General features: G+C 36.8%; 21 protein-coding genes. 9 read left to right on the top strand and 12 right to left on the bottom strand.

The window, feature by feature from the left end; all coding sequences use genetic code 11:
• Positions 1-90: 90 nt before the first annotated feature.
• On the bottom strand, positions 91-1,329 hold the full coding sequence (locus tag SAZ04_RS03335) for an MFS transporter (RefSeq protein ID WP_332691017.1): 1,239 nt from the start codon (positions 1,327-1,329) through the stop codon (positions 91-93).
• A 165-nt stretch (positions 1,330-1,494) separates the two neighbouring features.
• On the opposite strand from SAZ04_RS03335, the gene SAZ04_RS03330 reads away from it, so the two are divergent.
• Together SAZ04_RS03330 and ispG are read left to right on the top strand one after the other, a co-directional pair.
• Positions 1,495-1,863, top strand: a complete 369-nt coding sequence (locus tag SAZ04_RS03330) for a hypothetical protein (RefSeq protein ID WP_332691014.1) — start codon at positions 1,495-1,497, stop codon at positions 1,861-1,863.
• A gap of 184 nt (positions 1,864-2,047) precedes the next feature.
• On the top strand, positions 2,048-3,142 hold the full coding sequence (ispG, locus tag SAZ04_RS03325; protein WP_332691388.1) for a flavodoxin-dependent (E)-4-hydroxy-3-methylbut-2-enyl-diphosphate synthase: 1,095 nt from the start codon (positions 2,048-2,050) through the stop codon (positions 3,140-3,142).
• Between the two features lie 58 nt (positions 3,143-3,200).
• Here the strand turns inward: ispG and SAZ04_RS03320 are convergent, their stop codons facing one another.
• Positions 3,201-3,665 carry a DUF4190 domain-containing protein gene (locus SAZ04_RS03320; RefSeq protein WP_332691011.1) on the bottom strand — a complete coding sequence of 155 codons (465 nt, stop codon included), beginning with the start codon at positions 3,663-3,665 and terminating at the stop codon, positions 3,201-3,203.
• Between the two features lie 160 nt (positions 3,666-3,825).
• Here SAZ04_RS03320 and SAZ04_RS03315 point away from each other — a divergent pair, with 160 nt between their 5' ends.
• A complete protein-coding gene (locus SAZ04_RS03315) occupies positions 3,826-4,404 on the top strand; it encodes a hypothetical protein (RefSeq protein WP_332691008.1) in 579 nt (192 codons plus the stop codon).
• 36 nt (positions 4,405-4,440) lie between these two features.
• Here SAZ04_RS03315 and SAZ04_RS03310 read toward each other — a convergent pair whose 3' ends face one another.
• The 5 genes from SAZ04_RS03310 to SAZ04_RS03290 all read right to left on the bottom strand — a co-directional run bounded on the left by SAZ04_RS03310 (position 4,441) and on the right by SAZ04_RS03290 (position 7,839).
• Positions 4,441-4,659, bottom strand: a complete 219-nt coding sequence (locus SAZ04_RS03310) for a DUF1540 domain-containing protein (protein WP_332691004.1) — start codon at positions 4,657-4,659, stop codon at positions 4,441-4,443.
• A gap of 239 nt (positions 4,660-4,898) precedes the next feature.
• Entirely contained in the window at positions 4,899-5,324 is a 426-nt protein-coding gene (locus SAZ04_RS03305) for a Fur family transcriptional regulator (RefSeq protein WP_332691001.1), read from the bottom strand.
• Positions 5,325-5,326: 2 nt separating this feature from the next.
• On the bottom strand, positions 5,327-6,160 hold the full coding sequence (locus SAZ04_RS03300; protein ID WP_332690998.1) for a metal ABC transporter permease: 834 nt from the start codon (positions 6,158-6,160) through the stop codon (positions 5,327-5,329).
• A 29-nt stretch (positions 6,161-6,189) separates the two neighbouring features.
• On the bottom strand, positions 6,190-7,059 hold the full coding sequence (locus tag SAZ04_RS03295; protein ID WP_332690995.1) for a metal ABC transporter permease: 870 nt from the start codon (positions 7,057-7,059) through the stop codon (positions 6,190-6,192).
• A gap of 3 nt (positions 7,060-7,062) precedes the next feature.
• Positions 7,063-7,839, bottom strand: coding sequence for a metal ABC transporter ATP-binding protein (locus SAZ04_RS03290; protein ID WP_332690991.1), 777 nt, complete (start codon positions 7,837-7,839; stop codon positions 7,063-7,065).
• A gap of 164 nt (positions 7,840-8,003) precedes the next feature.
• Here SAZ04_RS03290 and ppx point away from each other — a divergent pair, with 164 nt between their 5' ends.
• Positions 8,004-9,563, top strand: a complete 1,560-nt coding sequence (ppx, locus tag SAZ04_RS03285; protein WP_332690988.1) for an exopolyphosphatase — start codon at positions 8,004-8,006, stop codon at positions 9,561-9,563.
• A 62-nt stretch (positions 9,564-9,625) separates the two neighbouring features.
• Positions 9,626-11,749, top strand: a complete 2,124-nt coding sequence (locus SAZ04_RS03280) for an RNA degradosome polyphosphate kinase (RefSeq protein ID WP_332690985.1) — start codon at positions 9,626-9,628, stop codon at positions 11,747-11,749.
• Between the two features lie 58 nt (positions 11,750-11,807).
• On the opposite strand, the gene SAZ04_RS03275 is transcribed toward SAZ04_RS03280, so the two are convergent.
• The 3 genes from SAZ04_RS03275 to SAZ04_RS03265 all read right to left on the bottom strand — a co-directional run bounded on the left by SAZ04_RS03275 (position 11,808) and on the right by SAZ04_RS03265 (position 14,998).
• On the bottom strand, positions 11,808-12,677 hold the full coding sequence (locus SAZ04_RS03275) for a metal ABC transporter permease (protein ID WP_332690982.1): 870 nt from the start codon (positions 12,675-12,677) through the stop codon (positions 11,808-11,810).
• On the bottom strand, positions 12,677-13,429 hold the full coding sequence (locus tag SAZ04_RS03270; protein ID WP_332690980.1) for a metal ABC transporter ATP-binding protein: 753 nt from the start codon (positions 13,427-13,429) through the stop codon (positions 12,677-12,679). The genes SAZ04_RS03275 and SAZ04_RS03270 overlap by 1 nt, the downstream gene beginning before the upstream one ends.
• A 450-nt stretch (positions 13,430-13,879) precedes the next feature.
• Positions 13,880-14,998 carry a two-component system sensor histidine kinase NtrB gene (locus SAZ04_RS03265; RefSeq protein ID WP_332690978.1) on the bottom strand — a complete coding sequence of 373 codons (1,119 nt, stop codon included), beginning with the start codon at positions 14,996-14,998 and terminating at the stop codon, positions 13,880-13,882.
• A gap of 174 nt (positions 14,999-15,172) precedes the next feature.
• Between SAZ04_RS03265 and SAZ04_RS03260 the strand changes: the two genes are divergently transcribed.
• The gene (locus SAZ04_RS03260) at positions 15,173-15,436 is read left to right on the top strand and encodes a DUF2624 family protein (protein ID WP_332690976.1); all 264 of its coding nucleotides are present in this window, start codon (positions 15,173-15,175) and stop codon (positions 15,434-15,436) included.
• A 91-nt stretch (positions 15,437-15,527) separates the two neighbouring features.
• On the opposite strand, the gene SAZ04_RS03255 is transcribed toward SAZ04_RS03260, so the two are convergent.
• Both SAZ04_RS03255 and SAZ04_RS03250 read right to left on the bottom strand, forming a co-directional pair.
• Positions 15,528-16,421, bottom strand: a complete 894-nt coding sequence (locus tag SAZ04_RS03255) for a deoxyribonuclease IV (protein WP_332690974.1) — start codon at positions 16,419-16,421, stop codon at positions 15,528-15,530.
• A 187-nt stretch (positions 16,422-16,608) separates the two neighbouring features.
• Complete coding sequence (locus tag SAZ04_RS03250; protein WP_332690972.1) at positions 16,609-17,958, bottom strand: DEAD/DEAH box helicase; 1,350 nt, start codon at positions 17,956-17,958, stop codon at positions 16,609-16,611.
• Positions 17,959-18,372: 414 nt separating this feature from the next.
• Here SAZ04_RS03250 and vrrA point away from each other — a divergent pair, with 414 nt between their 5' ends.
• From vrrA to SAZ04_RS03235, 3 genes are all read left to right on the top strand, one after another.
• On the top strand, positions 18,373-18,957 hold the full coding sequence (gene vrrA, locus SAZ04_RS03245) for a VrrA/YqfQ family protein (protein WP_332690970.1): 585 nt from the start codon (positions 18,373-18,375) through the stop codon (positions 18,955-18,957).
• Between the two features lie 148 nt (positions 18,958-19,105).
• Positions 19,106-19,600, top strand: a complete 495-nt coding sequence (locus tag SAZ04_RS03240) for a CarD family transcriptional regulator (protein ID WP_034625011.1) — start codon at positions 19,106-19,108, stop codon at positions 19,598-19,600.
• A gap of 189 nt (positions 19,601-19,789) precedes the next feature.
• A complete protein-coding gene (locus SAZ04_RS03235) occupies positions 19,790-20,737 on the top strand; it encodes a 4-hydroxy-3-methylbut-2-enyl diphosphate reductase (protein WP_332690964.1) in 948 nt (315 codons plus the stop codon).
• Positions 20,738-20,764: the final 27 nt, after the last annotated feature.

The raw sequence follows: 20,764 nt of genomic DNA, 5'->3' as shown, positions 1-20,764 counted from the left end.
TTCCTCGAATAGCTCTCTTCATGAGACGAGTGCTCTACTAAATAAGAAACATTTTCCCCCAAAAAACAAAAGGGTCTTTAGTCTCATTTTTTATTTATAGACATGCAATTCCACAGTATTACATTCTTTTCCAAGCGGTAAACATCGCCAGCTGTATAATAAAATTAACGCGTTCAATGAAACAAAAAACAAAGCTGTAAACATCATTTGTTGGACATCATTCATCCATATACCAAAACATAATGGCCCAAGTGCCACACCTAGAAAACGTAACATCGTATAAAAAGAAAACACAGTTCCCCGTTCCTTTTTCGAAACAATCGAAGCAAGCGCCGCATTAGCAGCGGGGAGTAACATGCCAAATCCAAATGAATAAATGACGATTGCTCCAACAAACCAACCAAGGGAATCATCGGTTAACATCAAGAACGAACCAGCGATCATCAACATCGTCCCGTAAATGAATGCACGCTTATATTGAGTTTCATTTCTTTTTAGATTTCTTGCAGTCGAATACGAAAGGATCGTTAATACAAGCAACGGAAACGCAAGCAATACTCCATTCAAAAAAGCAGAAAACCTAACAGTGGACTCAAGTAAGTATGAGAAATAAAACAAATAACCAAATAATAAAAACATCCCTATAGACCCTGATACGAGTATCGGGATTAGCCACCTCCAATGATGAATAAATAACTTTTTTATTCTACCGACCTTTTCGTTGTTTTTTTCAAAATCATTCCTAGCGGAAGGTTCAGTCGGAATAAACAGTTTGATTCCGACAAAGGCGAAAATCGCAACTGCTAAAAAAACAACAAAACTAAAATACCATGAGAAAGCTAAAACAAGTCCACCTATTATCGGGCTAATAACCTTTCCTGCACCATTAAATACCTCAATCGCACCTAAAGCACGATTTCTTTGCTCCCCTTGATAAAGGTCTGAAATAAATGCCATCGCTAGAGGGGTAACCCCCCCAGCTCCTATTCCTTGACATACACGTCCAACCATCATTAGTTGGAATGAACCAGCTTCGTCTCCTCTCATGCCAGCAAAAGCCGAAATAACACACCCTATAATAATGAAAGGAAGAGCAATTAAAGTTATCTTTTTTCTTCCGTATCGATCAGATAGTATTCCGCCAAATGGAACAAGCAACGCCGCTGGAATTGAAAAACTCGTTAAAAGCCAGCCACCTTCCGTTGTTGTAAGCCCCATATCTACTTGCATTTGTGGAAGCAATGGGATAAACATTGAATTTCCAATCACCATAATAAACGGGAGGAGACCTATAAAATACAATAAGTAAGTAGGACGAGCATTTTTCATTTTATTCACCTCTATAAAAATAATACCTTTTGAAAAGTTGCTCATAAAGGTAAAAATCAACCATTTTGACAAAACTCTTGAAACTTTTTCCTTATTTTTGTCATATTCAATTCATTAATACATATACTCTAAATGAATAATAAGGATTTTAAGGGAGGACAAGCTGTGAAACGGATCGGAACAATTTTCATAATCCTCGTCATTTTATATAGCACTTATTATGATCTTACAATTGGAACTTTACCCAATGGACTAACCCAAACAGCCACGGAACAATCAATCATTGAGGAACAAATGGAACTTGATGACACTGATAAAAGTGAGAACGAAGTAATTGTAGCTGAGTTTGAGCCCTTTAAGGAAGTTGTTGTAGAACCTGGTCACACAGTTCTCTCCATTGTTGAGCATCTTCACAAAGGCCCTATATCCCCTTCAATTCAAGAAATCGTTCATGACTTTCAGACGTTAAATGATGGGATTAAGCCTGAAGAGATGCAAGTAGGGAAGAAATATTTTTTCCCTCTTTATCATTAAGAATGAGTATGTAACAAGGTCCTATTACAAATACGCTGTTATGTAATAGTATTGTACTAAAATTGTCATATATCCCATCTCTTTTAAAGAACCATTACTTTATCCTTGCCAAACAATTACCGACATTGATAAAATGAAGACGATTCTCATAATGAGATAAAGGAGCGATAGGTCAATGACCGAAATAATACATCGTACAAAAACTCGCCCAGTAAAGGTAGGTAATTTGACTATCGGTGGCAATAATGAAGTAATTGTTCAAAGTATGACAACAACAAAAACACATGACGTTGAAGCGACCGTTGCTGAAATAAAACGACTTGAAGAAGCAGGGTGTCAAGTTGTTCGAGTAGCTTGCCCTGACATGCGAGCAGCAGAAGCCATTGCTGATATTAAAGCACAAATTAATATACCACTTGTTGTTGATATTCACTTTGATTATAAGCTTGCTTTAAAAGCAATTGAAGGTGGAGCCGATAAGATACGGATTAATCCAGGAAATATTGGAAAACGTCATAAAGTGGAAGCTGTTGTTCAAGCTGCAAAAGGAAAAGGCATTCCTATTCGGATCGGTGTTAATGCAGGTTCTTTAGAGAAACGAATTCTTGATAAATATGGCTATCCAACCGCTGATGGTATGGTTGAAAGCGCCTTACACCATATTCAAATTTTAGAAGATCTTGACTTCCATGACATCATTGTCTCAATGAAGGCTTCCGATGTTAACTTAGCGATCGAAGCATATGAAAAAGCAGCAAAAGCTTTTGACTATCCTCTTCATTTAGGTATTACAGAATCTGGAACTCTTTTTGCGGGTACGATTAAAAGTGCAGCAGGTCTCGGAGCAATCTTAAACATGGGGATTGGAAACACGGTACGAATTTCACTAAGTGCTGATCCAGTTGAAGAAGTGAAAGTAGCTCGTGAATTATTAAAATCATTTGGTCTTGCTGCTAATGCGGCAACACTTATTTCATGTCCTACTTGTGGGCGTATTGAGATTGACCTTATCAGCATCGCTAATGAAGTTGAGGATTATATTGCAAACATTAAAGCCCCAATCAAAGTTGCCGTTTTAGGATGTGCAGTAAATGGTCCTGGCGAAGCGCGCGAAGCTGATATCGGAATTGCCGGTGCTCGCGGTGAAGGTCTTCTATTCATGAAAGGTGAAATTGTTAGAAAAGTACCTGAAGAAACAATGGTTGAAGAACTAAAAATAGAAATTGATAAAATCGCTGAAGAGTACTTTAAAAAACAGCGTGAATTAGAAAAAGCATAAGCTAAGCGCTTATGCTTTTTTCTTTATATGTTCCCCGTTCTCATCCATTACTTGTACGTTAAAAGAATGGAGAGAAAAAGACGGTCATGAGAATCGAAATTGCACCAATACCTATCGCCCAATTACCAAGCGATGTGGAGCCATAACGACGTGAAACAAAACCAACTACAATGCCAGCTGCACCTAGCAATACCGGCAAGAAGAACAAAGATAAAATGGAAAGGACAATCGCAAATGTTCCGACGCCTCGTCCAGCCGTGACATCATCTTCATTTGCTTCGGCTGTGTCATTTCTTTCAGCCATTCCATTCACCGTTCCATATTCAACAGCTGTTTCTTCCTGGAAATTTGTAACAACTGGTTCATCATCTTTTTCTTCTTCTGTTAACTCAAGATCACGGCTATCTGCTCGTCCATTTTCATAACGCCCTCCATCAACATGGTTATTCACCAGTGTTAAAGAACGGTCGTCTTCATCAACCAACCTTATCGGTTCATCTTTTGGATGTTCTCGATCTGCCATACGAATCCCTCACTTTCTTTTTTTCGGGGAACAGTTATAGTATGACGCACACAATTATAATTATCGGTGTTAATCTTTTCTTGCTCAGGTAAGTGACTAGACCAACTGGGAAATTTCGTGTAAGGTTAAAGTACAAGGACATTTATTATGAGGTGACAAGATGAACAAAAAAAAGAGAATGGGACTGGATATCGATGGTACTGTTACTGATCCAAATACATTTATCCCCTATTTAAATAAACATTTCAATAAATCTTTAACATTAGATGATTTAACTGAATATGATTTGACTTCTATTTTAAAGATTACAGAAGATCAATTTTGGGAATGGATGGGTAAGCATGAAGCGACTATTTATGAACAAGCAAATTTAGCCGCAAACGCAGAGCTTACATTACATGAATGGACGAAAGCACATGATTTAATCTACATAACAGCAAGAAGAAACCACTTAACTGAAATTACTCAAAATTGGTTTGTAACGAGATCTGTGCCATATGACCATATTGAATTAGTTGGGAAACATAATAAACTTGATGCTGTACGTAAGCATCAATTGGATATTTTTTTTGAAGATAAACATGATAACGCCGTAGCTATTGCTGAAGAATTCAACATTCCTGTCATTTTAATGGATACACCATACAATCGTCTCCCTTCTCCCCAAAACGTCATTCGAGCAAATAATTGGGTAGAAGCAAAAAATTGGGTAGATAATTGGCTACAAGAAACAATGTAAAAGAAAAAGGACTGGCTCTCGCCAGTCCTTTTTCCTTTACTCTTTTGGACGGAAGGTGTGGCAACACGTTTCTTTAATGTCATGAGCTGAATCTATGTGTTCAGCCTCACCGTAGGGTTCTTCGCCAGCTTCCATGCTATAGTCGTGATTAGCATGTGAATCAATTTCTACAAGGATCGATTCAGCTTGACACTTGTTCCCCTCACCCCAAAAAGAACAATTTGCTACATTACATTTTACAATCGGCTTTGCCATGTTTCATCCCCTCCTACACAATAGGATAGGATATTCATGCTATTTCATGCGTTTCAAAATATGGCATACCTCCAATTTGTTACAAATGCTTATATATAGTGACTAAGTGAGGTTTGTTCACTTGGCTAGTAAATTTATTTCACTTTAACTTTGTAATTATTTATTTCAATAACAATTGAACCTATTTATAACTCAATGCATCGCTTACAATAAAAAAGTAGACTTTTATTAACTAAAGTCTACTTTTTTCCTATTGCATCGCAACTCTGACATTTCCCATAAATTTCGAATTTATGTCCTGTAACTTGAAAATCAGGAAACTGTTGCTGAATTAAATCCATCGGACAACGGTCAATATGTTTCGTTTTTCCACATTCTAAACAGATTAAGTGATGGTGATGTTGTGTCGTTGAACAACTAAATCGAAAGCGTTTCTCTCCTTCAAGCTCTGTTTCCTCAAGTATGTTCAATTCAGTAAATAAAGAAAGGTTGCGATAAATTGTATCAAAACTCATGCCTGGATACTCACTTTGCAAACGTTCTAACACGTCCTTTGCTGATAAATACCGCTTTTCTTTTTCAAAAAAGAGTAGCATATCTTCTCTTTTTTCTGTATGTTTATAACCCTTTTCTTTCAAGAGCTCCATTGCTTCATTTACATTCATGATCACAAGCCCCCTCTAACTTTTTTGAATGCTATAACGCTCCCTAATAGGAGCAGGTTTATCATAACAATCATTCCACCTGTAGCTACTGCAAATTGATAAGAAAAATACAAACCAATTAGCATTGCTAATTGAGCAAATAAAATTCCAAATCCAATCAATTGCTTAAAACTTTTTGCTATTTGAATACTCGTTGCAACAGGAATGACTATAAGTGCACCAACGAGTAATATTCCGACAACTTTCATTGATATTGAAATAACAAGGGCAATTAACAATGCGAAAGTAAAATTCGCTATTCTCATTGAAATCCCAGATACTTTTGCAAATTCTTGATCAAAGGAGATCGAAACAAATTCTTTATAAAACAATGCAATCATACATACTACAACTATTGCTGTTATCAGAATGAAATGTAAATCACTGACTGTAACACTGACAATACTCCCAAACAAATATGAATACCATTCATTATAACCTGTTCTCGCTAAACTAATAAAGATCGCACTAAGTCCTATTCCTGTTGATAAGATGATGGGAATCGCCAATTCCTGAAAATGCCGATATACATCTCTTAATCGCTCTGTAATCAAAGCTCCTAAAAGAGCAAAAACAACCCCCATATACATTGGATTTATCGATTGAAACCAAGGTCCTATTGTACCTAGTAAAACACCGGCTGAGATTCCAGTCAACGTAATATGGGAGATGGATTCTGATATAACAGATATTCTACGCACAAGGAGAAATGCACCTAAAATCGGCGCAATAAAGCCAATCACAATACCTGCGACAAGACCTCTCTCTATAAAAGTCAACTGTGATAATACATCCATGCTTTATAAGCCCCTATTCTTAAGTTTAATTACCTCGTTTTCTGTGATTTGCTAAACACCCTACTTATTTTCCAGAAAGTTTTCTCAAATAAAATGACTACAAGCAAAATTAAAACAGCAATCATCACAATCATTCCACCAGGTGCAAGATCAAGGTGAAATGCGAAAATCAACCCTGCAATGACAGCTATTTCACCAAATAAAATCGAATACAAAAACATCTGCTTAAAGCCTTTTGCTAGTCTCATCGCTGCTGCAACAGGTAGAGTCATTAAAGATGACACAAGAAGAATCCCTACCACCCTCATTGAAGCCGCTATGACTAGAGCTACCATTATGATAAAAATAAAATTAATAAGCTTACGATTAATGCCAGATACAAGCGCTTGCTCTTCATCAAAAGATAAGAAAAATAACTCTTTATAAAACAGAAATATAACAGTCACAACGAGAACGGTAATGATGCTTATCGTCCACAAATCGGAACGACTAACTGCAATCACGCTTCCAAATAAATAGTTAAAAAGATCATTGTTAAATCCATCTGCTAGTGAAATAAATACAACACCTAACCCAATTCCACCAGATAAAATAATGGGAATGGCTATCTCTTTATAGTATTTATAGGCGTTTCTAAGCTGTTCGATTAAGAGTGAACCACCAACAGAAAAAACCAATCCGATATATAAAGGATTGAGCCCTTGAAAAAAGACAACATGTTTAGATAGCAACAAGCTAGCTGCAATTCCTGATAAAGTAATATGAGATAGCGCATCAGCAATTAAAGCAAGCCTGCGAACGACTAAAAATACTCCAAGCATTGGAGCAAGAAGCCCTATGAGCAATCCCGTATAAAATGCATTTTGCAAAAACTCATAACGAAAAAATGCGTCCAACATTCGTTAATGCCCTCCGTGACTATGATTATGGGTTAAAAGATGGACATCATGCCCATAAAATGACGATAAATCTTGATTCGCCTCGAAGTCTGCCGTATTTCCGTGGAAATGAAGGGTCTTATTTAAACAAGCAACATCAGTTACATGATCTGTCATTGCTCCTATATCATGGGTAACGAGTACAAGAGTAATTTCTTTTTCTTTATTTAATCGATCTAACAAGTCGTAAAACTGTCTAACACTAGTAACATCCACACCTACTGTCGGTTCATCGAGAATTAATAACTCAGGTTCACTTACGAGCGCACGAGCGATAAACACTCTTTGTTGTTGTCCACCAGATAATTCGCCAATGTTTTTATGCATAAAGTCTGTCATCCCAACTTGATCAATTGCCTCTCGAATGGCTTGTTTATGTGTTTTCGTTAAAAAGCGCAACAATCCGACTTTCCCATATAACCCCATAGATACAACCTCAAAAACAGTAGCAGGAAATCCAGAATTAAAACTATTCGCTTTTTGCGATACAAACCCAATTTTCCCCCATTGATGAAACTTTGAAATTCGTTGACCAAATAAGCGAATTTCTCCAGTTTGAGGTTGCAACAATCCTAAGAGCAATTTAACTAACGTTGATTTTCCTGATCCATTTGGTCCTACTAATCCGAGAAATGACCCTTTATTTATTTGTAACGATACATCTTCTAAAACAGTTTGATTACCATATTGAAATGAGACACCATCTAGTAATACCGCCTCATCTTGTTTAGGTGAACTCATTTATGTTCCTCCTTCAAAAACTAAAAACTTATAAGAATAATTACGATTTAGTAAACGTCCTCTCCTATTATAAAGGTTATTTTTATTCTGTCTACCTTTGAGCATTAAAGACAATTTTTGCTATAATCGAGTTAATCTAAACAGAACAGGTCGAGGTGAGTAATGTGAAAGAAAATCAAGTGGCGATTATTGATATGGGGTCGAACTCCATTCGATTAGTTATTAATAAAATTGACCTTAATGGGTGTTATAACGAAATACACAACTATAAAACGGTAGCAAGACTTAGTGCACATATTACAAAAGAAGGGAACTTATCAGACAACGGTATTACGATTGTATTAGAGACTCTTAACCGCTTTAAAGATGTAATTATTTTCCATAAAGTTAAAAAGGTTATTCTCGTTGCAACTGCTGCGATGCGAAAAGCGAAAAATCAGAATCAAATTGTTCAATTAGTGAAAGCTAAGGTAGGTTTTGATATTCGTGTTTTATCTGAATATGAAGAAGCTTTTTATGGGTATTTAGCAGTTGTCAATTCCACTAATATTGAATACGGCTATACTGTTGATATAGGTGGTGGAAGTACTGAGATTACATTATTTGAAAACAGAGAGTTAAAACATTATCATAGCTTTCCGTTTGGAGCAATTACCTTACAACAGAAGTTCTATGGAGACAAGCAGCCAAATTCCACTAACCTAGAAATTCTTAAAAATTATATCAAAGAACAATTACATACATTGCCATGGTTAAAAAACAAATCTAATTATCCGGTTATTGGAATCGGTGGAAGTGCTAGAAACCTCTCTCTTATCCATCAAAGACAAATAGAATATCCTTTGCCTGGCATTCATCAATACGAATTTACAAAGGAAGATTTGATTGAGCTAAATGACATGTTGCAACAGTCAACGATAGAAGAGCGCTTGATGTTAGATGGTCTATCGAAAGAACGTGCTGATATCATTATTCCCGCAGCTGAAGTTATTTCATCTCTCGTTTCCTTCGTAAAAGCAGAAACATTTATTATGAGCCGCAAAGGTTTACGTGATGGTGTCTTTTACGAGGAAGTGCTAAAAGAAGTAGAAACGACTCGCTTTCCTAATGTAGTTGAAGAAAGTTTTCACCAACTGACCCACAACTATGAAGTGAGCGTTGACCATGTAAACCATGTATCCTCTCTTGCTACTCAATTATATAATGAACTTTCTTCCTTTTGTCACGTCGAACATTCAAGTGAGAACGCACGTACCTTACTCAATCAAAGTGCAAGGGTTCTTTATATTGGAGAGTATATAAATAATGATGCTAGCAGTCAAAATACGTTTTACTTATTAACGAATATGACCATTGAAGGCCTTTCACATCGTGACCAACTAGCAATTGCGTTTATATCTTCTTTTAAATCAAAAACACAACTGCTTAAGTATGCTGAGCCTTTTCAGCGAATTATACAGAAAAAAGATCTGAGATTTTATGAATTTCTTGGCTCCATTATGAAGTTAGCCTATTCATTGGACCGAACTCGCCGAAAAGCCATTCTAGAAATTGGCCAAGTAGAAAAAACTGAGGATGAACTTACAATCCCCTTTTATTATCAAGAAGAGGCGTTTTTTGAAAATATGCAGGCTTCAAAAAATAAAAAGCATCTAGAGCGCGCACTGAAACATCCAATTAAATTTCGTTATATACCGGTCGAAGTTCTTAAAGTGAATTCTTAACATAAAATTTACAATCAGCTGTTAAAATGGAAAGGACGAAACTAGCAGAGAGGTTGAGTACAATGCAAAATAATATCGTTAGTCAAGAACATATTGACATAAATAACCCAACCTTTTATAACAATCGTGAACTTAGTTGGCTAGCTTTTAATGAACGGGTTTTAGAAGAAGCAATTGATGAGCGAAATCCGCTACTAGAACGTTTAAAATTTTTAGCAATTTTCAGCTCAAATCTTGATGAATTTTTTATGGTTCGAGTCGCGGGTTTAAAAGATCAAGTAAAAGCTGGTTATAATCGACCAGAAAACAAGGCTGGACTTACCCCTAAACAACAATTAACACATATAGCGGAAAAAAATCATCGGTTGATTAGATTGCAAGATACCGTTTATACGAAAACACTTGTACCTCTTCTTTTCCATGAAGGATTTCAATTCTTATCGATCGATGAATGCAATGATGAACAGATACATTTTTTAAAAAAGCGATTCCAAAATTATATTTTTCCGGTTCTGACACCGATGGCCATTGATGCATACCGTCCTTTTCCGATGCTCTTAAATAAGAGTCTAAACCTTGCTGTCATTTTAAAAAAGCTTGGAAATGAGGAAGAAAAAGATCAATTAGCTATTGTCCAAGTACCTTCTGTTTTAACTCGTTTTATTAAACTTCCTACTCCTACAGGAGAAAAACAAAATGAGCAATTCATTTTACTTGAAAATGTAATTAGTCATTTTATAGGTGATTTATTTAGTGGATTTGTCGTCAAATCTGTGTCACCTTTTCGTATTACACGTAATGCAGATATGACGATCCATGAAGAAGGTGCACGTGACCTTCTTCGTGAAATTGAAAAAGAATTAAAAAAAAGAAAATGGGGAGCTGCTGTCCGCTTAGAAATGCAAGAAGATCAAATGAATCAAAATGTTCTCAACCTTCTATTAGATGTACTAGAGCTACATGAAAATGATGTATACTCCTTTAATGGACCATTAGATTTATCGTTCTTATTTAAACTTTACGGACAACTAGCTAAAGAACATGAGTATTTAGCTAACGAGACATTGATTCCGCAACCACCTGAGGATCTATTCGGAGAAGAGGATATTTTTCAAGCTATCTTAAAAAAAGACATCATTCTCCACCATCCATATGAGTCCTTTCAACCTGTTATAGATTTTATCGCACGGGCTGCTGATGATCCTGATGTCCTTGCTATTAAACAAACTCTTTATCGAGTTAGTGGAGATTCTCCGATTATTCATGCACTCGCCCAAGCTGCCGAAAATGGAAAACAAGTAACTGTACTTGTTGAATTAAAGGCACGTTTTGATGAAGAAAACAATATTCAATGGGCAAAAAAACTGGAGAAATCTGGGGTTCACGTTATTTACGGGATTACAGCTTTAAAAACCCATAGTAAGATAACTCTTATTGTCCGCCATCAGGATGATCAAGTCCAACGCTTTGTTCATTTAGGAACAGGAAATTATAATGATTCCACTGCTAAACTTTATACGGACATAGGCTTTCTAACTGCCAATGATCAATTTGGCATCGATGCAACGAATTTTTTTAATTATTTAAGTGGATACAGTGAAAAACCGCAGTGGTATCATCTGGCTACTGTCCCTTTTGAAATTAGAGAGAAATTTCTCAGCTTAATTGATCAAGAAATTAAAATTCATAAAAGAGGCTCTCAAGGACGCATAGTCGCTAAGATGAATTCTCTTACTGATAAACCGATTATTTTAAAGTTATATGAAGCTTCGCAAGTAGGAGTTCAAATTGATTTGATTGTCCGGGGAATTTGTTGTTTACGACCTGGAATTAAGGAAGTAAGTGAAAATATCAGGGTTATTAGCATCGTCGATCGCTTTTTAGAACATAGCAGAATTTTTTATTTTCACAATAATGGTGAGGAAAAGATTTATCTATCCTCTGCTGACTGGATGACGAGAAATATGGAAAAAAGAATTGAAATTCTGTTTCCTGTTATTAGCAAGAAAAATAAAAACCGGATCAAAGAAATTCTAACTATTACGCTTCAAGATAATACCAAAACTCGTCAACAAAATACTGATGGTAGTTACCAGTATATTGAAAGATCTTCACATGAACAGCCTATTCAGAGCCAACTACAATTTCACGAAATTGCATCGCGATTTACCGAAAGCGAAGAATAGCCTCCTTATTTATATACTCTAAAAAAACGAAGCTACGAAGCTTCGTTTTTTTAGACATTTATGATGCTTTCTGCACCTTCCTAGAACGCAGCCTTTTTGTAACAATTCCTTGTTTAGGTGAAAAGAAAAAAGCAAGGCCAAACAGCGTAGAAGCCACGAGTACTATAGAAGCACCTGATGCAACATCATATATAACGGAGTAATACATTCCGACAACTGCTGAAACGACTCCAAACATAGCAGACAACATAAGCATCACAGGTAAACGGTCAGTTAATAAATACGCGGTTGCTCCTGGTGTAATCAGCATTGCGACAACAAGGACAATTCCTACTGTCTTCAATGACGCAACTGTTACAAGTGATAGTAAAAGCATAAGCAAATAATGAATTAAGTGAACGGGAACACCAGTTGCCTTTGCCATAATTGGATCAAACGTACTCAACAACAAAGGACGATAGAAAATAACTATCATCAGTAGAACAAACGCACCAATTCCAACCGTAACGAATAAATCACTCCTAGAAACCGCAAGTACATTACCAAAAAGGATATGCCATAAATCGACCCCAGTTCCACGAAGACCAGTAATTAGCACAATTCCAAGGGCAAACGCTGCGGTGAACATAATTCCAATAGCAGAGTCATCTTTTATCCGGCTATTTTGAGAGACATATCCAATTGCAAGAGCTGTTAACACACCTGTAATCGTTGCCCCTACAAAGAAACTTGCTCCAATCATATAAGCAATGACAACGCCAGGTAACACAGCATGAGAAATGGCATCGCCCATAAGAGCCATTCCTCGTAAAATGATAAAACAACCAATCACCCCACAGATGATCCCGACTAATATTGCAGCGACTAAAGCTTGTTGCAAGTAAGTATAACGCATTACTTGATCAATAAACATTGAAATGTCACTCATTACTCACTCACCACCATCATGTTTTCATTGGAACCAACTAATGTAATACTTCCTCTATACGTCTTTGAGAGTATATCTGGTTGATATACCTCATTGACTTTCCCATATTCAATCAGTTCTTTGTTAATTAGTAAAAGTTCATCAAAATATTGTTCCACTTTACTTAAGTCATGGTGAACAACAAAAACAGTTTTTCCCATGTTTCTAATTTCTCTGAGCAAATTTATAATAATCTCCTCAGATGTTACATCAATTCCAACAAATGGTTCATCTAAAAAAAACATATCAGCGTGTTGTGCTAAAGCACGTGCAATAAATACCCTTTGCTGTTGCCCGCCCGATAATTCACCAATCTGACGTTTAGAAAAATCAATCATCCCTACCTTATCAAGTGATTCTGCGACGATTTCTTGATCTTTTTTCCCAGCTTTTTTATACCACGGAATATGAGCAAACCGCCCCATCATCACAACATCTTCAACCAAAACTGGAAAATCCCAATCGATCTGATTGCGCTGTGGTACGTAAGAAATCTGCTTTCTAACATTATTAACTTTTTCCCCTAAAACAGATACTTTTCCTTGTGCTTTCTCTAATCCAAGAATGGCTTTTATTAAAGTTGACTTGCCAGCTCCATTTGGTCCAACAATCCCGATTAACTTTCCTTTTTCTGCAGAAAAGCTAATATCTTTAATCGCTTGGTTACTTTCATAATAGACAGAAAGTGATTCAACTCGTAACACATTATCCAACACCTTCTCCTCCAATCTAATAAAAAATCCTTTAATGTTGCCATAACGCAACTTTTCCGTTATAAGAATCCCTCTTTTTTTTCTAAAGAGATGTACACTGTTATGTGAATATGCTGTAACTTAAGTATATTAAAGGCATTTAACATGAAGGGTTACAACATCATATGGCTATACAATGAAATAGGTGCAAATTTAGGACAGGGAATAAAAGTTTCCCTAAGTAAACTTTTATCTTTATCAATTATAATCTTTCTTCTCGCTCTTGTAAATGTTGTTATGAACATTCTTTTAACTGACCAATTAGAAAAAGACTAAAAAGCATCGAGTTAGGTAATGTTAAAAAATGATTCCACGCGAAAAAACCCGCTATAAATTTCTTATAGTGGGCGAATAGTCAATAAGCCAAATCCTTTTTAAAAGTTATTATCTAGACCCTATCAAGGACCCTCCTCAGTGATTTCCTAACGGCAAGGAAATGATCACATTTGTTCCAACATTATACGTACTATCTACCTGAAAACTGCCTCCATGATCCTCAATGATCTTCTTACATAATGGGATTCCAATCCCTGTCCCTCTCTCTTTTGTTGTAAAAAAAGGTTTTCCTAGTTGCTGTAAAACCGACTCAGACATCCCTTTTCCGTTATCTTTTACTTGAATGACATAATTCTCTTCTTGGACCGTTGTTTCTATTTTCAACATTCGATTCACATTGGATTCCCCATAAGCTTCAACAGAGTTACGTAATAAATTTAGCAAGACTTGTTTAATCATTGATTCGTTCACATAGACTGGCTTATCCGTATCACTTAATTCAAGATAAAACTCGACATCATGGAGAAGACATTCAGCTTTGATGATCTCCGTCAAGGAATCCATTATTTGAACGGGTGATTGCCATCTTCGGTCTAATTTTTTTCGTGAAACAGATAAGAAATCTTCAAGTATTCCATTCATACGATCCAATTCAGACATAATCGTATCATAATACTTTTGATGATCATTTGTTAGTTTTGCTAATTGCAGAAAGCCCTTTATAACAGATAAAGGGTTTCGCAATTCATGTGCAACCCCTGCAGCGATGTGAGAAACGGCTTCCATTTGATGGTGAAACGTGAGTAAGTTTTCAAATTGTTTTTGAAGCGATCGATCTTCATATATTACATACACGATTCCATCTTTGGGAAATGGAATGACTCGTACACGATACAAGATATCTTCATCTTCAAAATCCTGTTCTTGTTTACATTTGTTTCCAAACGCCTTTTGAATTAGATGCAAACTGAATGAAATAATAGGTTTCTGCATACTCAGTTCAACCAATGAATAAACATGCAAATCAGCTTCACTTATGTTGAGTATTTCTATGAAAGCGTTATTCCATTTTTCCATATGTAAGTTTTCATCAATTTTTAATAAAGGAACACCTAATTCCTCAATAAGAATGTGTTGCTCAATCATTTTTTCCTCCATGAGTGTCGATGATTGTATTGGCACAGGCTGGTTCATTAATGAATAATTTATTTTCCTCTTTGGGGCTATTTGTTTTTCTAGGTGCTTATTTTCCATAAGGCCCCACCCCCTCTTTTCAAACAGTGATATTTCTCTCGAGTTTTTCCCCTTTTATTTTAGGGTTCTCTCTCTTAATTCGATAAGACTAACAATATTTCCTTTTTTTTCTGCACATTTTCTTATTGAAGTCATACACTGTCATTATGATAAGGGATGAAGAGGGGTGCTTTCATGAATGCAATCATGCAACAACTTATCAACAATAAGATTAATTCATTAACAACAACAGAACTTTTAGATCTTGCGAGCCAACATAATATTAACATTAGTTCCAATCAAGCTGAAAAAGTAATTTCCATTTTACACTCTGAAAAAATTGATGTCGCGAATAAAGCACAAATCGAAAGGATGATACAACGTCTTCAAAACGAAGTAGATCCTTATGTTTCATCTGTCGTACAGCAATTGTTGCATCAGTTTAGCCAATACCTATAACAAAAAAGGCAAATAAATATCATAGAACAACCATCAAAAGGGTGACTCAAACGGTCGGTTAACAGCCCGAATTTGAGCCACCCCTCTTACGCTATAGAAGTATTTTTGAGCGTACTTCTTTATCAAACTCGCCATTAATAAGCATTTCAATTTCATGTTTATAAGGAGCTTTTTTATTCTTTTTATCTTCTCCAACAAAAGGAGTTTCAAGAATTTTAGGCACCTCGCCCAGTTGTGGATGATGAACTATATAATGGAGAGCCTTATAGCCTATATGTCCAAACCCAATATTCTCATGACGGTCTTTAGCAGCTCCACGCTCATTTTTACTATCATTTATATGCAATACTTTTAGACGGTCTATTCCAATGATTCGATCAAACGAATCAAGGACACTATCAAAATCAGAAACAATATCATAGCCAGCGTCATGTGTATGACATGTATCAAAACATATTGAAAGACGTTCATTGTGAGTGACACCGTCAATAATAGCAGCTAGTTCTTCAAACGTTCTGCCGCATTCTGAACCCTTCCCTGCCATTGTCTCAAGAGCTATTTGCACGTCATGTTTTTCTTCAAACACTTCGTTCAACCCTTCAATAATTTTTTCGATTCCAGCTCCAGCACCTGCGCCAACATGAGCACCAGGATGCAAAACGATTTGTTTTGCACCCAGAGATTCAGTTCTTTGAATTTCTGATCGTAAAAAGCGAACTCCTAATTCAAATGTCTCTGGCTTAGTTGTGTTTGCAATATTAATAATGTAGGGAGCATGGACAACAATGTCCATCATCCCATTCTCTTTCATATGGGAAATTCCAGCTTCAATATTTAATTCCTCAATCGCCTTACGTCTTGTGTTCTGTGGAGCTCCTGTATAGATCATAAATGTATTCGCTCCATAAGAAGCAGCTTCTTCACTGGATCCAAGAAGCATTTTTTTCCCACTCATTGATACATGTGAACCTAATTTAAGCGTCATTTTCCCCTCTCCCTTTTAGAGCGTGTTCAAAAAGTAGCTTGCAATGGCTTAAAACCATGCAATGGCTTCACTCATTGCCGTGTGAGTCTGTTCAAAAAAGGACAATGTCCGAGGCTACTGAAAAAGTTAGGTTTTGCCTTTTTCAGTAGCCTCCAATGTCCCTCCTTTTTAAAAGACTCTTTTACCATTACTTTTTCTTCCGTCTTTGTCTTTGTTCTTCTTTTGCTTGTTTAAAACGAGCTTTTTTCTTATAAGCTGGCTTTACTTTTTTGCTCTTAGCTACAGCCTTGCCACCAGTTCGCTTCTGCTCTTTTGGCTTAGTCGTAGTCTTAATGCTTGTTTCTATAGAGCGAGATGTTTTTTTCTTTCCTGGTACACCAAGTGGCGCACGGTCAAGCTTTACCCATTCCCCTTGCTTGAAATCATAATACGTAAATTTAACTCCACGCTTTAATAATTTTTCAATTGCTTGCTGATCATGGTCTTCATAGATCGTAAACGCAATTCCGTCTAGTCCAGCACGCGCTGTCCGGCCGACACGATGAATGTAAAAATCTAAGTCTTTTGGCAATCCATAATTAATAATATGGGTTACACCTTTAACATCGATCCCACGTGCTGCTAGATCAGTAGCAACAAGATATTGTACCTTCACTTCTTTAACAAGTTTCATCACTTGCCTGCGTTGTCTAGGTTGTAAGCCACCATGTAGACGTTCTACATTCAAGCCTGCTCCATGCATTGCATCGGCAACTTCATCGGCTTGCTCTTTCGTGTTCGTAAACACAATTGCTAAATATGGATTAATGGATTTAGCAAGTTCAACAATAAATTTGATCTTTTCACGATGTCTAAGTGGGATAATACGGTGTTCTATGTTAATTGCTGTTACATGCTTAGGTTCGACTTGTACATGGCGAGGATCCGTCATATACTTTTTCAAAAATGGTTGAAGTTTTTCAGGAATAGTAGCAGAGAAAACCATCATTTGTAACGATTCAGCCATTCTTGATGCGACCTTATCGACATCGGCAATAAAGCCCATATCTAGCATCTGATCTGCTTCATCTACAACAAGCATCGTTGCTGTATATACTTGAAGTGCTTTTTCCTCAATTAAATCTGCCATCCGTCCCGCAGTTCCAACAACAATTTGGGGCTGTACTTTCAAACTATCAATTGCACGAGCACGGTCTGTACCACCTACTAAAAGCTTTGCTTGTATCTGCTCATCTTCTGGACAAAAGTCTAGAAGTTTTTTTAGTTCATCAAATAACTGCCCAGCTAGTTCACGTGTAGGTGCAGTAATAACAGCTTGTACTTCGTGAGTATTAGGGTCAATCTTATCTAAAATAGGCAATAAAAAAGAAAGAGTCTTCCCTGTACCTGTCTGTGACTGACCAATCACATCTCTCCCATTATGAATCGCTGGTATTAACCTCTCTTGTATATCTGTCGGTAAAGTAAATCCTTGACTACTAAGTGCTTCAATAAGAAAAGGCTTAAGCTCAAACCTCTTAAAATTTTCTGATTTCATATAAATTCCAACTTCCTTCTGAATTCCTTCTTGTAATACTTCATTTTATCATACTTTGTCGAATTAGAGAAACTTGGCTTCCGCCAGACCCTAGGAAATATCATTTCTTTCTCCACTCACTCTCAATCGAAGAGTGGACTCAGGCGGAAGCCTTTGTTTTTCTTACCTACTTACCTCAAAGCTCTCTCTTTTAAAATCGTCTACACCTAGCCAGAACAGCCTCTTACATGAAAATAACTCACTTTCACCTTTTCTTAATTCTTAAGATGCATTTCTCACCGCATTTTGTACATATGCATATATTTATATGAGTAACCATTTGTTCAGTTTGTTTTTCACTACTTTTATTCTTGCCAAAAATAGTAAGTAGTACACTTTTTAAAATAGATTACTTCAAGAAAAGGAGAGGTAAGAATGCAACCATTTTTCGGCCCACCCTTTGGTTCTATTCCGATGCAAACACCCGTACCAATGCATGGGGGATTTATGTCTCATGCAGCTAATATGATGCCTCATGCCGGCTCCCAAGCGTTTCATCCAATGGCTGGAGCAGGAACACAAGCATTAAGAGGAGGAGGTCTTCTCTCAAGATTATTCGGATTAGGAGGAGGTGCAACACAGGCTACAGGCTCCTCTATGATGGGGGGATTTCCAACAGCGGCTGCCTCAGGCGGTATAAATTTAACAACGATCTTATCAAATGCTCAGAGAGTTTTAGGATTAACTCAGCAAGTCGTACCTATGATTCAGCAGTATGGTCCACTTATTCGGAATGCACCGACAATATGGAGGATTATGAGAAGTAATGATTCCACTGGAGATGAAAACTTTGAACCTGCCAATACTGTTGAACTATCATCGATTGACGCAAATGAAAACGCCAATATGTCAACAGATGTCAGGCAAGAAACAAACTCTTCTAGTGATTCTAAAATAGAGGCAACTTTACTAAAGCCCAAAACAATCCAAGGGATTCCCGCACCAAAATTGTATATATAAGGTAATAAAAGATAAACTATTTATAAACAGACTATATTTCACACATTTCACACATTTTTTATTGACAAGAATCGCACATTGATAGTAAAATTTACTTTTGAATTTTTTCGTGTTATAATATGGTTACTACTCGATTGGAGGAATGCCCATGTTTAAAGTTGGTGACCACGTTGTCTATCCTTATCACGGTGCAGGAACAATTCAAGATATTGAAGAAAAGGATGTATTAGGAGAAACTCACTCCTATTTTATTCTTAATTTCCCGCTCGTTGATGTGAAGCTTATGCTTCCAGAAAGTAAGATTAATGATTCTGGCTTGCGTAAAGTTATAGACCAATCAGAGTTAGATTCACTTGTAGACGCTCTTCAAAACGGACCAGATATCCCGCCTTCTACAAGTCATTTCTCTCGCGAAACCGAAAACCTCTTAAAGAGTGGAAGTATTATTGACGCTGCTCATCTTATTTCATCTCTTTCAAGAAAGCAAACGGAACGGGCAAACGGCCTCCATATTCAAGACCGTAATCACTTACAAAAAGCTCGCCAAATGATTGCTAGTGAGCTGGTCCTCGTGAATGATATGACTGAGGAGCAAGCTTATGAATTCATTGATGATGCACTTATAGAGTTAAAAGAAGCATAAGCATTGTCACGTGAAAGAATCTCCATTATACTATATAGCAGGAAAACAAGGCTGTCTCAAAAACAACATTCTGTCTCCCACGTGATGGCGAGGCGGAATCATTATGAGACAGCCTACTGTTGTTTTCTTACAATTTTTGAACTACTCGTCTATAATTCATAAGATGGATCTTACTATAGGAGGCTTTTCATGAATGTAAAGAAGATTTCTCCAAGAGGATATTGCTACGGAGTTGTCGATGCAATGGTACTTGCAAGACAAGCTGCCGCTAACTTGGACTTGCCAAGACCGATTTATATTTTAGGAATGATTGTTCACAACAAACACGTTACTGATGCATTTGAGGAAGATGGAATCATTTCTCTTGACGGACCGAATCGAGTTGAGATCCTGGAGCAAGTAGATAAAGGAACAGTGATCTTTACAGCCCATGGCGTGTCTCCAGAGGTTCGGAAACTTGCAAAAGAAAAAGGACTTACTGTCGTCGATGCTACTTGTCCTGATGTTACTCGTACCCATGATCTAATTCGCGAGCAAGTAGCAAATGGCTATGAAATCATTTACGTAGGAAAAAAAGGGCATCCCGAACCTGAAGGGGCTATTGGGGTTGCACCTGATTCTGTACACCTTGTTGAATCTGTTAAAGATGTGAAAAATTTAACCATAAAAACAGAGAAAATCATTATTACGAATCAAACAACAATGAGTCAGTGGGATGTTAGTGACATCATGAAAAAAGCAATGGAAGTATACCCAAGTGCAGAGGTTCATAATGAAATTTGCCTTGCGACTCAAGTACGTCAAGAAGCAGTCGCAGAGCAAGCAAAAGAATGCGATCTCGTTATTGTAGTTGGAGATCCGAAAAGCAATAACTCAAATCGTCTTGCTCAAGTGTCTGAACAAATTGCAGATACAAAAGCTTATCGCATAGGAGATATTTCGGAATTGAAGCAAGAATGGTTTAAGAATATTAAAACTGTTGGCGTCACTTCAGGAGCGTCTACACCAACTCCAATTACGAAGGAAGTCATTTCCTTTTTAGAGAAGTATGAACCGGAAAATGAGTCTAGCTGGAATCCTGAACGCAAAGTGATCCTTCAAAAAATCTTACCAAAAGTTAAAACGAAGAACCAATAAAAGGAGGCTACTGAAAAAGGTCGGTTT

The sequence above is a fragment of the Halalkalibacter lacteus genome, from assembly GCF_036663595.1.
Lineage (GTDB): Bacteria > Bacillota > Bacilli > Bacillales > Bacillaceae_D > Halalkalibacter > Halalkalibacter lacteus.
Note: the sequence above shows the minus strand (reverse complement) of the source record. Positions and strands in the feature narration are given on the sequence as shown.

Bases quoted from the DNA above. Each gene is read 5' to 3' on its own strand.
- SAZ04_RS03290 (WP_332690991.1), bottom strand. From the start codon at position 7,839: ATGAGTTCACCTAAACAAGATGAGGCGGTATTACTAGATGGTGTCTCA.
- SAZ04_RS03300 (WP_332690998.1), bottom strand. From the start codon at position 6,160: ATGGATGTATTATCACAGTTGACTTTTATAGAGAGAGGTCTTGTCGCA.
- SAZ04_RS03335 (WP_332691017.1), bottom strand. From the start codon at position 1,329: ATGAAAAATGCTCGTCCTACTTACTTATTGTATTTTATAGGTCTCCTC.
- SAZ04_RS03240 (WP_034625011.1), top strand. From the start codon at position 19,106: ATGTTTAAAGTTGGTGACCACGTTGTCTATCCTTATCACGGTGCAGGA.
- vrrA (WP_332690970.1), top strand. From the start codon at position 18,373: ATGCAACCATTTTTCGGCCCACCCTTTGGTTCTATTCCGATGCAAACA.
- SAZ04_RS03275 (WP_332690982.1), bottom strand. From the start codon at position 12,677: ATGAGTGACATTTCAATGTTTATTGATCAAGTAATGCGTTATACTTAC.
- SAZ04_RS03255 (WP_332690974.1), bottom strand. From the start codon at position 16,421: ATGACGCTTAAATTAGGTTCACATGTATCAATGAGTGGGAAAAAAATG.
- SAZ04_RS03305 (WP_332691001.1), bottom strand. From the start codon at position 5,324: ATGAATGTAAATGAAGCAATGGAGCTCTTGAAAGAAAAGGGTTATAAA.
- SAZ04_RS03235 (WP_332690964.1), top strand. From the start codon at position 19,790: ATGAATGTAAAGAAGATTTCTCCAAGAGGATATTGCTACGGAGTTGTC.
- SAZ04_RS03280 (WP_332690985.1), top strand. From the start codon at position 9,626: ATGCAAAATAATATCGTTAGTCAAGAACATATTGACATAAATAACCCA.
- SAZ04_RS03265 (WP_332690978.1), bottom strand. From the start codon at position 14,998: ATGGAAAATAAGCACCTAGAAAAACAAATAGCCCCAAAGAGGAAAATA.
- SAZ04_RS03315 (WP_332691008.1), top strand. From the start codon at position 3,826: ATGAACAAAAAAAAGAGAATGGGACTGGATATCGATGGTACTGTTACT.
- SAZ04_RS03295 (WP_332690995.1), bottom strand. From the start codon at position 7,059: ATGTTGGACGCATTTTTTCGTTATGAGTTTTTGCAAAATGCATTTTAT.
- SAZ04_RS03310 (WP_332691004.1), bottom strand. From the start codon at position 4,659: ATGGCAAAGCCGATTGTAAAATGTAATGTAGCAAATTGTTCTTTTTGG.
- SAZ04_RS03320 (WP_332691011.1), bottom strand. From the start codon at position 3,665: ATGGCAGATCGAGAACATCCAAAAGATGAACCGATAAGGTTGGTTGAT.
- SAZ04_RS03260 (WP_332690976.1), top strand. From the start codon at position 15,173: ATGAATGCAATCATGCAACAACTTATCAACAATAAGATTAATTCATTA.
- SAZ04_RS03250 (WP_332690972.1), bottom strand. From the start codon at position 17,958: ATGAAATCAGAAAATTTTAAGAGGTTTGAGCTTAAGCCTTTTCTTATT.